This window comes from Kitasatospora sp. NPDC088264 (assembly GCF_040685715.1).
Lineage (GTDB): Bacteria > Actinomycetota > Actinomycetes > Streptomycetales > Streptomycetaceae > Kitasatospora.
On record NZ_JBFBIR010000027.1, the window covers coordinates 21,859 to 35,278 of the forward strand.

Annotated in this window: 9 protein-coding genes; 2 read left to right on the top strand and 7 right to left on the bottom strand. The window is 75.2% G+C overall.

Annotated features, from left to right (window positions below):
- Positions 1 to 37 precede the first annotated feature (37 nt).
- The 4 genes from AB0O82_RS21425 to AB0O82_RS21440 form a co-directional block, all read right to left on the bottom strand.
- Complete coding sequence (locus AB0O82_RS21425; protein WP_363585560.1) at positions 38 to 2,188, bottom strand: AAA family ATPase; 2,151 nt, start codon at positions 2,186 to 2,188, stop codon at positions 38 to 40.
- Positions 2,185 to 2,928, bottom strand: a complete 744-nt coding sequence (locus tag AB0O82_RS21430) for a DUF4255 domain-containing protein (RefSeq protein ID WP_363585561.1) — start codon at positions 2,926 to 2,928, stop codon at positions 2,185 to 2,187. Before AB0O82_RS21430 ends, AB0O82_RS21425 begins: the two co-directional genes overlap by 4 nt.
- Positions 2,925 to 6,185: a hypothetical protein gene (locus tag AB0O82_RS21435; RefSeq protein ID WP_363585562.1), complete on the bottom strand. Its 3,261-nt coding sequence runs from the start codon at positions 6,183 to 6,185 to the stop codon at positions 2,925 to 2,927. The genes AB0O82_RS21430 and AB0O82_RS21435 overlap by 4 nt, the downstream gene beginning before the upstream one ends.
- A 129-nt stretch (positions 6,186 to 6,314) precedes the next feature.
- Positions 6,315 to 7,046: a LuxR C-terminal-related transcriptional regulator gene (locus tag AB0O82_RS21440; RefSeq protein WP_363585563.1), complete on the bottom strand. Its 732-nt coding sequence runs from the start codon at positions 7,044 to 7,046 to the stop codon at positions 6,315 to 6,317.
- A gap of 233 nt (positions 7,047 to 7,279) precedes the next feature.
- On the opposite strand from AB0O82_RS21440, the gene AB0O82_RS21445 reads away from it, so the two are divergent.
- Entirely contained in the window at positions 7,280 to 8,596 is a 1,317-nt protein-coding gene (locus AB0O82_RS21445) for a hydrolytic protein (RefSeq protein ID WP_363585564.1), read from the top strand.
- Positions 8,597 to 8,983: 387 nt separating this feature from the next.
- The gene (locus AB0O82_RS21450) at positions 8,984 to 10,483 is read left to right on the top strand and encodes a carboxylesterase family protein (RefSeq protein ID WP_363585565.1); all 1,500 of its coding nucleotides are present in this window, start codon (positions 8,984 to 8,986) and stop codon (positions 10,481 to 10,483) included.
- A 109-nt stretch (positions 10,484 to 10,592) separates the two neighbouring features.
- Here the strand turns inward: AB0O82_RS21450 and AB0O82_RS21455 are convergent, their stop codons facing one another.
- From AB0O82_RS21455 to AB0O82_RS21465, 3 genes are all read right to left on the bottom strand, one after another.
- Positions 10,593 to 11,048, bottom strand: a complete 456-nt coding sequence (locus AB0O82_RS21455; RefSeq protein WP_363585566.1) for an archease — start codon at positions 11,046 to 11,048, stop codon at positions 10,593 to 10,595.
- A 100-nt stretch (positions 11,049 to 11,148) separates the two neighbouring features.
- On the bottom strand, positions 11,149 to 12,453 hold the full coding sequence (locus AB0O82_RS21460) for a styrene monooxygenase/indole monooxygenase family protein (protein ID WP_363585567.1): 1,305 nt from the start codon (positions 12,451 to 12,453) through the stop codon (positions 11,149 to 11,151).
- A 105-nt stretch (positions 12,454 to 12,558) separates the two neighbouring features.
- Positions 12,559 to 13,311 carry an alpha/beta fold hydrolase gene (locus AB0O82_RS21465; RefSeq protein WP_063346019.1) on the bottom strand — a complete coding sequence of 251 codons (753 nt, stop codon included), beginning with the start codon at positions 13,309 to 13,311 and terminating at the stop codon, positions 12,559 to 12,561.
- Between the last annotated feature and the right edge of the window lie 109 nt (positions 13,312 to 13,420).

The following is a 13,420-nucleotide window of genomic DNA, read 5'->3' on the forward strand; positions in this document are numbered from 1 at the left end:
CGGCCGACCGTCGGCCGGTGGTCGCCCGGCCGCGCGCTCAGGCCCGCCCGGCGCCCCCGGAGGCACGCGACCACGGCCCGAACTCGCTCTCCAGGACGAGCCGGCCCAGCTTGCGGTACTCCCGCTCGACCGCGAACACCAGCTCCGCCATGCCCAGCGGGCGGCCCGTCTCGGCGGCCAGGTAGGCCGCGGTCACCGCGCAGGCCCGGATGGAGCCACCGGCGAGTTCGAAGTGCCGTGCGCAGAACGCCAGGTCGAGGTCGTCGCCGCGGGGGATCCGCGGGCCCAGGCAGCGCTCCCACAGGGCGTGCCGCTGTTCCTCGTCCGGCACCGGGAACTCCGCGATGACGTCCAGCCGCCGGGTGAACGCCTCGTCGAGGTTGGCGCGCAGGTTGGTCGTCAGCACGGCGATCCCGTCGAAGGACTCCATCCGCTGCAACAGGTACGCCGACTCCACGTTGGCGTGGCGGTCGTGGGCGTCCTTGACCTGCGACCGCTTGCCGAAGATCGCGTCGGCCTCGTCGAACAGCAGGACGGCGTTCACGTGCGAGGCCTCGGTGAAGATCCGCTCCAGGTTCTTCTCCGTCTCGCCGATGTACTTGTCCACGACGGTGGACAGGTCCACGACGTACAGCTCCATGCCGAGTTCGGCGGCGACCACCTCGGCCGACATGGTCTTCCCGGTGCCGGACTCCCCCGCGAACAGCGCGATCACCCCGCGCCCGCGCCCTCCGCCCGGCCGCATCCGCCACTGGCCGAGCACCTGGTCGCGGTGCCTGGCACGCAGCGCGAGCTCGTGCAGTTGGCGCGCGGTGGGCTCGGGCAGCACCAGGTCGTCCCACCCGACGGCGGGCTCGATCCGGCGGGCGAGGCGGGCGAGCCCCGCCCCGTTCTGCGCCCGTACGGCGGCCCGCAGGTCGTCGGCGGTCACCGGGCGGTGTTCGGCGGCGGCCGTCCTGGTCGCGACCCCGGCGGCCCTGGCCACCTGGTCCTCGTCCAACTGGTACGGGGCGACGGCCTCGGCCAACTCGGGTCTCAGCACGCCCTCGTACGGCCCTTCCGCAGGGCCTTCCCCGGGTTCGCCCGAAGGCTCACCCGAAGGCTCGTGCGAAGCCCCGCCCAGCGCGTGCGCCCAGCGTTCTGCACGCTGCGCCGGGTCCAGCGGAGGGGCCACGAGCACCACCGGGCTCTCCTGCGCCCAGGTCGGATCCCACGGGCGCGACCCGTGCACGAGCAGCGGCACCTCGGCGAGTTCCGCGCACAGCTCGCGCAACAGCCCGGCCCGCTCGGGGCGTTCGGGTTCGAGCCGCTCCAGCGGGCCCAGCACCACACCGCTGCCACTCAGCCGCGCCTCCCGGGCGAGCGCCCGGACCACGGCCTCCGGGGGGCGGGCGGCGAGCGCGGTGACGTCGACGACCAGGGCCCGGCGGCCGAGGCCCGCGAGGGCGTCGACCGCGAGCCGCCCGGCGTTGCCGCCCCGGTCCAGCAGGTGCACCAGTCCGCCGCCGTTGGCCACGGTGGCGCGCAGTCGGCGCGCGGCCTGCGGCGGGGTGCCGGCGCCGGACCGGCCGACGCGGACCAGCCCGCGCAGCGCGCCGTCGGGTTCGTCCGAGCCGAACAGATGGGCCGTCACCCGGTCGGGCAGGCGCAGGCCCCGGGAGAGCAGCGGGCGTTCCGGTTCGGTGACCTCCAGCAGGCCGCCGGCGACCAGCGGGGCCTGGGCGGAGAAGCGGAACCGGCCGGCGCCCGCCCCGGACAGCCCGCACAGTTCGAGCGCGAGCCCGATGGTCGGCCGGCGCAGGGTCAGGTCGTCGTTGAGGTACCCGTAGAGCCGTTCGAAGCGGGTGTCGAGGTCGGGGGCGAGTGCCACCAGCAGGAGTTCGAGGTCCAGCGGGAGCAGTCCGAAGCCGTCGACGAGCCGTTCGGTCCTCGATCCGGGCGGTGGCGGCGGCGGTTCCCCGAGGTCGGCGCCGGCCCGGCCCGTCGCGGCGGGCGCCGCGAGGATCCGTTCCGCCGCCTCCGGGGTGAGGTACTGGCCCCGGTACGGGTCGTCCGGGTCCGGGTCGTCGGCCCTGCGCTCGCGGACGGCGGCCCGGATCCGCTGTTCGAGGCGGCTCAGCCGCACCCACAGGTCGTCCAGGTCGGCGGCGGGCCCGCTGGTGGCCGCCGCTTCCAGGTCGAGGGTCATCGCGGCGCACCGCCGCGCCGTCTGCGGCCCGGCGGCAGCTGGCGTTCCCGGGGCGCGGCGAAGCCGTCCGCGCCGGGGTCCGTGCCGCCCTCGTAACGCAGCCGGCGGCCCGGGTCACCCGTGGCCTCCGGGGCGTCGGCGTCGCTCTCGTGGCTCTCGCCGCTCTCGCCGCCCTTGTCGACGGCGCGCAGCACGAGCCCGTCGGTGACCGGGGGCCCCGCCTGGGCCCGTCGGCCGGACAGCGGGGCGAGCACCCTGAGGTCGATCGAGGGTTTCAGCTCGCCGCCGAGGGCCGACCACACGTCGGACACCGACGGCATGCCCTCGCCGCGCCCGGCGGTCTCCAGCCCGACGGTGAGCCCGAGTTCGGCGAGCGTGCCGGTGAGCAGCCGGGCGGGCAGCGCGTCGGCGGCCGTCAGGCAGCGGAGCACCTCCGACAGCAGCCGGTGCTCGTCCTGGGCCCGGTTGGTCCACGCCGTCACCAGGTAGGCCAGTTCGAACCAGCGGGGCGCGCTGCGCCAGGCCACGACCACGCCGTCGGCGTCGTGCTGCTCGGCGGCGCCGGCCTGGCGGCGGGACACGTCCTCGCGGATGCCGTAGAGGAAGACGCTGACGGTGGGGGCGTTGCGCCGGGCGGCCCAGTCCCGGGTCGGCGATTCGAAGACCAGCTCGATCCCGCGTTCCTGGAGGCCGCTCTCGACGAGCAGGAGCCGCAGCGCCTCGTCGACTTCGTGGATCACCGCCGCTGCACCTCCCCCGGCGGGCCGACGCTGCCGGTCACCACGAGGAAGGGGGTGGTCACCGGGGAGAAGCCGGGGCCGCTCGCGGTGATGGTCCGGGGGCCGGTCTCGTCCTTGGCGAGGATGAGCAGCTGGCCCGCGAAGGTGCCGTCGGTCTTGGGGACGGTGGGCGCCGCGGCGGCGGTGATGCCGGGCGTCCAGGTGAGGGTCACCGGTGTGCCGGGCGGGAAGTCCACGCCGCGGACGGAGGTCACGAAGCCGGGCTTGCCGATCGGCGGCACCGCGACGATGCGGGGCTGCAGGATGCGCAGCGGAGTCCGCGCGACGTGGTCGCCCGGGTCGGCGTCCGTGCCGGTGGTGGTCAGGACGGAGGTGATGGTGGTGTCCAGGGTCGCCTCGGGGGCGAGCACCACCTGCACGACGGCGCTGCCGCCCGGGGGCAGGTCGGCCACGTCGCAGACGCCGCCGGTGCAGCCGGGTGGCATCGGCCCGGTGGGGACGCCGGCGGGCAGGCCGAGCGAGACCCGCAGTCCGGTGGCGAGGGCCTGGCCGCCGTTGCGCACGGTGTAGGTGACGGTGACCCGGCCGCCGACGTATCCGGGGTTCGGCTGGGCGCCGACCGTCACGGCCGGTCCGGCCTTCGGCGCGGGCGGCGCCGGCTGCGGTGCGGGGGCCGGGGCGGGCGGCGGTGGCGGCGGGGCCGGGGGTGAGGAGACGGGCGGTGTCGGGGTCGGGGTCTGGGTCGGGATCGGCGAGGCAGTCGGGGTCGGGGTCGGAGACGGGCTCGGGGACGGCGACGCGGCCTGGACGGGTACGACCGTCTGCGCGATGTTGTCCTCGGGCTTCGGGTCGACCACCGCCCCGGTCACCCACCAGCCGAACCGCTGGTCGCCGGCCACGGTCCCGACGACGGTGGCGGTCACCTGGACGACCGCGCCCGGGGCCAGGGTGCCGAGTTCGCACCGGAGGGCGTCGGCGGCGCAGGTGCCGGCCGTGGCCTTGAGCCCGGTGAGCCGGGCGCCCGTCGGCACCGACGCGGTGAACGCGGTGCCGGGTGAGGGCGCCGGGCCGTGGTTGGTGACGGTGATGGCCACGGTGGTGGAGCCCCCGATCTGCATCGGGATGGTGGCGGCCGGCGCGCTCAGCGACAGGTCGACGGACTGCTGGACGCTCGGTTCCTTCTGCCGCCCCGGCAGCCTGGAGTTGATGGAGGTGAGCCGGCCGGTCGCGAAGTCGTAGCTCTGCAGCGCCTCCGGCGAGTTCGCCGGCAGGGCCCGGCGGGACGTCAGCACCAGCTGCCCGCCGTCCGCCGTCCAGGCGACGTCGCGGGGCTGGAACGGGCCGGTGGCGGAGGTGTCCGGCAGCGGGCGGCGGCAGGCGTTCCGGTCCTGACTCAGTCCGGCGGGCAGGACCACCGTGCAGCCGTCGCCGGTGGCCGAGCTGACGAGGACTCCGTTCTGCTGGTTGAGCCCGCCGTCGCCGGTCTTGCGGTTGAAGGCGACGCGCCGGCCGTCGGGCGAGAACGCGGGGCTGTCGTCGATGACGTCGCAGGCACCCGGGCAGGCCCTTCGGCTGAGGTCGGTGGGCCGGTCGAGGGCGTTGGCGGGCACGGTCCACACGTGCTTGTTGCCGCCGTTGCCGTTGACGACCTCGGTCCTGGTGTAGGCGATCAGCTTGCCGTCCGGGGACCACGAGGGCTGGGCCATGGACGCGGCCGGCTGGCCGTCGGTCGGTTCGACGGTGCCGACGATCGCGCCGGTCGACACGTCCGCGATCAGCACCCGCCCGGGGCCGGAGGCCGCCCCGACGCCGCCGGGCGAGGTCCTGGTGAAGGCCATCAGGCGGCCGTCGGGCGAGAGTTCCGGGTCGGTGTCCCAGTCCTTCGGTCCGCGCCCGGCGAGGTTCATCGGCTTCGGGTCGGAGCCGTCGGCGCCGGTCTGCCAGATCCGTTCGATCCGGCCGGCGGGCGAGTCCTCGAAGCGGGTCAGCACGATCCGCCGGCCGTCCGGCGTGTAGGTCTGCCGTTCGAACCACGGGTCGTAGCCGGGGCGGGGGTTGAACAGGGGGTCGGCCGCGGGGTCGGTGTCGGTGTCGGCGGCCGGGTCCTCCCGGAGCACGCTGACGCCCAGGTCGCGCGGGTCCGCTCCGTCGGGGCGGATGTCCGACAGGTCGGCCACGTTGGGGGTGTCGGCGCTGTTGCGGTCCACGACGGGCCCGCCGCCCTTCTGGGGGCCGAGCCAGACCGGTGTGCGGACGGCACGGTCCTCGCTCGCCACCAGTTCGGCCCCGCCGCAGAAGCAGGTCAGGGCGCGGTACACGTTCTCGTACGGCGTCGGGTCGGCGTTCTGCCGGTTGGGGCTGAGGAAGAGCACGCCGCTGCCGTCGGGCAGCCAACCGGCGGACCTGGTCCGCCAGTCGCCGCCGACGCCGGGGAAGAACGCCCGGTCGTTGGTGCCCTCGGGCGAGATCACCCGCAGCTGCGGCCCGGTCTGGCCGGCCTGGTCCCAGGTGTAGACGATCTGGTCGCGCAGGTCGGGCGCGTCCACCGGGTTCCACGCCGGTTCGACGGCGTTGCCGGCGGTCACCGCGGTGATCCGCCGCGCCGCGCCGCCGGCCAGCGGCATGACGTAGACCTGGGTGTGCGCCGGGTCCACGTCGCAGGTGTACGCGACCCACTTGCCGTCGGGCGAGACCGTCGGGTGCGCCTCGGAGTCCGCGGTGTCGGTCAGCCTGCGCAGGCCGGTGCCGTCGGTGTTGACCACCCAGAGGTCCCGCTGGGTCTGCCCGTTGCGCCCGCCGGGCTCCACCGCGTCGAACACGACGGTCCTGCCGTCCGGGGCGAGCGTCGGCTCCGCGGTGTCCATGTCGGTGGTGAGCCTGCGCACCGCGCCCGACGCCTCGCGCAGGTAGACCTGGGGCAGCGGGCCGTCCCGCAGGCTGGTGAACACCAACTGGTCGCCGCGCGCGGAGGGTTCGGTGTCGAAGTGGACGGGGCCGGGCCCGAACAGCGACGCGCTCGACGTCGGCCCGGTCAGCCGCGCCAGGCTGCGGTGGCCGGTGCCGGCGTAGACGATCCGTCCGCTCTCCGCCGTGGCCCCGGCGGCCACCGGGGCGGTGCCTCGTCCGTCGCCGTCGGAGTTCGCGGTGCCCAGCGTCACCACGGCCACGGCCAGGGACAGCAACGTCGCGACGGCGGCTCGCGCCGAGCGCCGCAGGGGGCGGGGAGTGCCGGTGGCGCCGATCACGCTCAACCTCACAGACCGAGAAGGGTACGTCCGGCAGTCTCCCCGGCCCGGGCGCCGGGGCGACAGGCCCCGGGCACCCGAGCCGGGGGTAGCGACCGGTGCCCCTGAGGGCAATCCGGCGCCGACGCTCCGGCGGCGTCCTCAGATGAGGCCGTGGCGCATCGCGTACCCGACGGCGTGGGCGCGGTTGCGCAGTCCCAGCCGGGTGGTGATCTCGTGCAGCACGTTCTTGACCGTGCGTTCGGAGTACGAGGTCTCGGCCGCTATCTCACTGGTGTCGAGGCCGTCGGCGACCAGCCGGAGCATCTCCGCCTCGCGCGCGGTCAGGGTCGACAGGGTCAGCCCGCGCGGGTCGAGCATGGTGCGCTGGAGGCTGCCGACCCGGTCGAGCAGCTTGCCGAGGAGGTCCCCCGGCATGACGCCCTCGCCGTTGGCCAGGGCGGTGATCAGGTGGACGAGCCGGTCCTGGTCGGCGTCCGAGCGGCGCAGCACGGCGCCGACGCCGCACTCGATGATGGTCTGCAGGCCGCCGGCCTCGAAGTGGCCCACGACCAGCCCGGTCCGGCTCTGCGTGTTGAGGCGGAGCCGGCGCAGCCGGTCGGTCACGGCGTCGTTCAGCCCGTCGACCACCATCAGGGAGACCTGTGCGCGCGCGACGTCGCCCTCGGCGAGCAGTTCCACCTCCGGCCGGTGCCTCAGCTGCTGGACGACGCCCGTGTGCAGGATGATGTCCTCCGCGTACACCGCCACCTGGACCCGGCCCGGCTTCACGTTCACGCGCACCGTGGCGGGCTCGGCCGATCCACGCGGTCGGGCCTGCACGGACCTGGTCGCCCCGACGGCCTCATGGGTGGTGGTTTCGATCATCGTCATCCAACTGTTCCGTTCTGCTTCGTCTGCGTCACCGGACGCATGGTGAGGACGGCCGGGCGCCATGTCATGGAGCCGGCCGCGGGTGTTGCCGGGGGGACGGGGTGGGGAGCGTTGGCTGGGGGCGGGGCATCGGCCCCGGGCAGGGCCCGGTTGTTCCCGCGGGCAAGGGGTGTGCCCGCGGCTTGCCCGCGGGGCTCTCTCCTGGGGGTGTCCTCCGGTCCTACCGTCACGGCATGACCGCATCCGCCGAACTCGGCCTTCCCGCGCTGACGGTGTCGCCCGGAGACGTGGCCACGACGACCCTGACGGTACGCAACGACACCGATATCGTTGAGGCGTACTCGCTGGAGGTGGTCGGGGCCTGCGCTCCGTGGACGACGGTCGAGCCGGCCCGTCTCTCGCTCTTCCCGGGGACGTCCGAGACGGTGACGATACGGCTCGCCCCGGCCCGCTCGCACGAGGTGCGGGCGGGTGAGTTCCCGCTCGGCATCCGGGTGTTGCCCGCCGAGCGCCCCGAACTGGTGACCGTGCCGGAGACGACCGTCACCGTGACGCCGTTCCGGGAGCTGCGCGCCGCGCTCGCTCCCCGGCGCCGCCGGGGCTGGCTCCGCGCCCGCTACCGGACGTCGGTGCGCAACCTCGGGAACACCGCGGCCGTCGTGACGTTCGCCCCGGCGCAGCCCGGCGAGGAGCTGCGCTTCGGGTTCGCCCCGGAGCGGCTGCGACTCGCACCGGGCGAGTCCGCCGAGACCCGGCTTCGGGTGCGCGCGCGCAAGTTGATCTGGTTCGGCAAGCCGGCCACCTGGCCCTTCGAGGTCACCGTCGGCCAGGAGGGCGAGGCCGCCAAGACGGACGGCCCGCAGCCGGCCGAGCGGCCGCACGTCCTGGAGGGCGAGTTCGTCCAGCACGCGCTGCTGCCCAAGTGGCTGCTCGCGCTCATCGCGGCGCTGATCGCGCTGCTGCTGGCCTGGCTCACGCTGGTCCGGCCGGCGGTGCGCAGTTCCGCGAAGCAGGCCGCCGACAAGGCCGTCGAGCAGAAGGTCGCCTCGTTCACCCCGGCCCCCGTCGCGGCTCCGCCGGCCCCGGCCCCCGGAGCGACTCCGAGCGGTCAGGGGCAGCAGGGCGGCGCTGCGGGCGGCGGCTCCGGCGGTGGTTCGGGCGGGGGCTCCGGCCGCTCGGTCCCGGGGACGGAGCAGCAGTTCTCCACGACGGTAGACGTGACCACCAACACCGGCGGCTCCGCGGTGGGCGCCTACCGGGTGGACCACGGCAAGGTCTTCCGCATCACCGACATCGTCGCCGCCAACTTCCAGGGCGACCAAGGGCTGTTGACCATCAAGTTCGGCGAGCAGACGATCACGACCATCGCCTTGGAGACCTTCCGTAACCAGGACTATCACTGGGTGACTCCCATCGAGGTCCCCGAGGACCAGACGGTGACGGCGAGCGTTGTCTGCCAGCAGCCGGGTACGCCCGCCTCGGGGAAGCAGGCCACCCAGTGCCACGAACTGCTGAACGTCAGTGGGCAGTTGAGCGATATCAAGCGCTGAAACCGCACCTCTCCCTCACTTCTCGTTCACACCATGCACCTGTCAATGGAGTGCGACATTACTGGCGGGTTCAGTAGTCGTTTCTAACACCAACCCGGCCTTGATGGGACAGAGAGTGACGTGAGTGACACCCGCCCGGAAGCCCGGCGGACGCCATAGGGCCCGCCAGGACCGGTCATCCGCCCGAACGGGCAAGCGGAGCGGCCCGTTCGTACAGTGGATCCTGCCCTTTCGCCCATGCCTGACACCTCGTCAACCACCGCGCCCGGAAACAGGATCGCCGACCGGTCGGTCGGTCGGAAACGGGCGAACGGCCCGTCCGGGTGCCGGTCGAGGGCCGTCGATTACCCTGGAGGCGGTCGGAGCAGCCGGACCGAGGAGAGACCCGTGCCGGAGCTCGACCTGCCCACCCACCCGACCGTGCGCACCGCCGAGGGCCTGCTGCGCGGCCGCCTCCTCGGCCGGCACGCCGTCTTCCGGGGCGTCCCGTACGCCCGGCCCCCGGTGGGAGCGCTGCGCTTCGCCGCCCCCGCCCCGGCCGAACCCTGGGACGGCGTCCGCGAGGCGGCACGGTTCGGCCCGACCCCGCCGCAGTCCGGGCCGACAGCCGCGAGCCCGGCCGGGGACACCGACTGGCTGACGCTCAACGTCCACACCCCCGACCCGGGCGCGGCCGGACTGCCCGTCCTGGTCTGGATCCCCGGCGGCGGCTACGTCGCGGCGGCCTCGGACGACCCCATGTACGACGCCGCGGCCCTGGCCGCCGCCGGACTCGTCGTGGTCAGCCTCAACTACCGGGTGGGCGTCGAGGGTTTCGGCCGGCTCGACGGCGCCCCGGCCAACCGCGGCCTGCTCGACCAGGCCGCCGCACTGCGGTGGGTCCGGCGCAACATCGCCGCGTTCGGCGGCGACCCCGACCAGGTCACCGTCGCCGGCCAGTCCGCCGGGGCCGGCTCGATCGCCGCACTGCTCACCATGAAGCCGGTGCGCGGCCTGTTCCGACGCGCCGTCACCCACTCGGTGCCGGGCAGCCACTGCACCCCCGCCCTGGCCGCCGACGTCACCGCCGCACTGGCCGGCCGGCTCGGCACCGCGCCCACCGCCGCCGCCCTGTCCGCGGTCGACCCCTGGCGCCTCGCCGGGGAGCTCACCGCCCTCAGCGCCGATCTGCCCGGACACGGCGAGCGCTGGGGGGCCTTCGCCCAGTCCGGCCTCGCGGTCTGCCCGGTCGTCGACGGCGACGTCCTGCCCGAAGCACCCTGGCCCGCCCTGGCCGCCGGCCGGGCCGCCGGGATCGACCTGCTCGTCGGCCACACCCGCGACGAGTTCCGGCTGTTCACCGTCATGGCCGGCCTCCTCGGCACCTTCACCGAACAGGACGCCCGCACCGCGCTCGACCTCTTCGCCCCGCAGCCGCACGGCCCCGACGCCTACCGCGCCGCGTACCCGCGGGCCACCCCGGACGAACTGCTGGAGTCCGTCCGCTCCGACGCCCTGTTCCGAATGCCCTCGCTCCAGCTCGCCGAGGCCAACACCGCCGCCGGCGGCACCTCCTACCTGTTCGAGCTGGCCCTGCCCGCGCTCGGCGGGGTCCTGGGCGCCTGCCACAGCCTCGACGTCCCCCTGGCCTTCGGAACGCTGGACAGCCCGATCGGGCGGCAGCTCCTCGGCGACACCCCCTCGCCGGAGGCCGTCGCGGTCTCCCACGAGCTCCACCGGGCCTGGGTCTCCTTCGCCACCACCGGCGATCCCGGCTGGCCCGCCTTCCACCCCGACGAACAGCTCACCCGCGTCCTGGACGCCCGCCCCCGCACCGTCCGCTACCCCGAGCAGACCGCCCGCCGGATCTGGGCCGGACACCACCCCGCCGCCTTCGACCTGCGCTGACCGCCCGGGACGCCGCCGACCAGTGCGATCTCCACTTCGCTCACCCCGTTCCGTGCCCGTTCCGCGTTCCGTGCCCGGCCCGTCCCGCTCGGTGCCGCCCCCGGCCCGCTCAGACGTCCACCGTCACCCGGCAGGTCCAGCCGTCCGGGCCGGCACGCAGGTCCAGGTCGTGCAGCGAGACCGCCTTCGGCACGGCGCCGACCAGGGCCGCGGTGGCGGCGTCCGCCATCCGGAAGCGGACCTCGACCGTCCGGGCGCCGTCCAGACCGCGGATCGGGCCGAGCGCCAGCCCGGCGGGAAGTTCGCCGTCGGCGTCCATCCGGTAGACGACCTCCTCCAGGACGCCCGCGAGCAGGTCCGCGTCGCTCGCCGCGAGGACGGTGCAGCCGCGCTCGCCGACGATCCGCGCGGCGGAGAGGTCCGCGAAGCCGCCCACGACGGCGTGCACCAGCTCGCCGATGCAGCCCTCGGCCGTCGGCGCCCAGGCCTCCACCCGCAGGTCCGCCGTGTGCGGCACGGTCCGGTGGCCGCTGCCGGCACGCCCCGCGGGTCCGCGACCGTCCACGAGTGACGCCTCCCGCCCCCGTTGACGTTCCCCCTCCAGCCTCGTCCCGTGGGGCACCCGGAGGCAACCGCGGAGGCTCCCGGGGCGGGTCGGACACGACCTAGTCGCGGACCGAGGCGAGGTAGGCGGCGGTCAGGTCGGGGGTGGCCAGCCAGGTGGCGTGGTCGCTCGGCTCCGCGTAGGTGTTGGCGAGCCGGCGGGCGACCGCCTCGTGCTCGGCGGCGGCCGCGAACACACCCTGCACGTGGTCCGGCACGGTGAGCATCGCGGCGGTGAACTCGACCGCGTGCCGGGCGTGTTGCCGCCAGAAGCGCTCTGCGGTGCGGCACATCCAGTCCGCGGTGTAGGGGGCCTCGCCGTGCTCGACGATCGCCCGCAGGTACGCCTGCGCCGCCCGCGCGGCGCTGTTGGCGCCCTGGCCGGCGATCGGGTCGTTCACCACCACCGCGTCGCCGAGGCCGAGCACGTGGACGGCGTCGACGCCGGTGCCCAGCTCCGCCACCGGCCGCCGCACCACCGGGGTGACGGCGCCGGACAGTCCGGCCCCGGCATCGGTCGGCTCGGCGTCCGCCCACAGCTCCGCCTCCCACGGCAGGTACTCGCGCAACAGGGCGCGGATCCGGGCGAGTTGGGCGTCGGGCGCCGGGGCGTCGCGGAACGCGTCCAGCGGCCCGCCGGGCAGCGCCTCCCACAACAGGATCGCGCACGGGCCGGAGAGGGTCAGGGCCGGTTGCAGGTACAGCTCGCCCAGGCCGGGCAGCGCGTGCATCCGCGCCCGCGGCTCGGTGGCCGGATCCGGCGATCCCACCCCGTGGACGTACAGGCAGGACAGCGCCCGCTGCGGCCGGTCGAACGGCGAGCGGGCGGCGTCGCGTTCGAAGACCCCGGCCAGTTCGCCGCGCCCGGCCGCGACCACCGTCAGCTCGTGCCGGCGGGCGAGCTCGCACAGGCCGTCCCGGTCCAGCGAGCGGTACTCGACCCGGCCGCCGCGCTCTTCCAGCAGTTCCAGCCAGCGCGCCAGTTTCAGCCGCTGGTCCACCGACTGGGCGGGCTCGTCGAGCGTCATGGTGAACTCCAGCGCCCGCACCCCGGGCGGCACGGCGAGCACCGACCGGACGGCGCGGACCGCCGGCGCCTCCCCCGCCCACAGGTCGAGCCCGGCCGCCGCCTCGGTCCGCAGCGCCGGTCCGAACATCGCCTGGGTGGACAGCACCCGCCCGCCGCACACCTGCTCGGGGGTGCGCTCGGCGACCAGCGTCACCTGGTAGCCGGCCGCCACCAGCCCCAGCGCGAGTTGCAGGCCGGCCTGGCCCGCTCCGACGACGGCGATCCGGCGCATGGCGGCCTCCAGGGTGGGTGGTCTCGGCTGACGGCGCCGCCGGCGGCCCGGCTGACGGCCCGTCACGCAGGCACAGTAGCCGAGCCGCCGGGGCGCGTCACCGGGGCCGGGCGCGCCCGGCCGCTCGGTCCGGGGCTCCACCAGCGCCGTCCACGCCCCGGCGCGGCCGGCTCAGCCGCGCAGGTGCGCGGTGAGCACCTCGACCACGGCCGCGGTCTGGTCCGCCACGTAGAAGTGCCCGCCGGGGAAGACCCGCAGGTCGAAACCGCCGGTGGTGTGCCGGTCCCACTGGGCCGCCTGGTCGACGGTGGCGTTCTGGTCGGTCTCCCCCACCAGCGCGGTGATCGGCTGCGGCACGGTCGCCTCCGGCGCGCAGCGGTACGTCTCGATGGCGGTGTAGTCGGCCCGCAGCGCCGGCAGGATCAGCTCGCGCAGCGCCGGGATGGTGAGGATCCGCTCGTCCGTCCCGCCGAGGCGCACGATCGTGTCGAGCAGCCCGTCGTCCGGCAGCCGGTAGACGGCGGTCTCCCGGGGCAGCGAGGGCGCGCGGCCCGCCGAGACGAACAGCCGCTCGGGCCCCGGGAGGCCGTCGCGGGCGAAGCAGCGGGCGGTCTCGAAGGCGACGGCCGCGCCCATGCTGTGCCCGAAGAAGGTCAGCGGCCGGTCCGTCCAGTCGCGCAGCTCCCGGTAGAGCTGCTCGGCGAGCTCCAGCACCGAGTCGATCGCCGGTTCGGCGAAGCGGTTCTGACGGCCCGGGTACTGGACGGTGAGCACGTCGGCGTAGGGCGCGAGCGCGTTGGCGTACTCCATGTAGTAGCTGGCGGAGCCGCCCGCGTGGGGGAAGATCACGATCCGGGCGGGGGCGGAGTCGGACGGACTGAAGCGGCGGAACCACGGGTTGTCGACGGCGGCACTGCTGGACATGCGGATGCGGACCTCTCTCCGTGACGAACTCTGCTGACCCCAGTCTCGCAGGGCCCCACCCGACGCGGGCCCGAAACCCGGCGGTTCGACGATCTTGAGGCCCGACGGC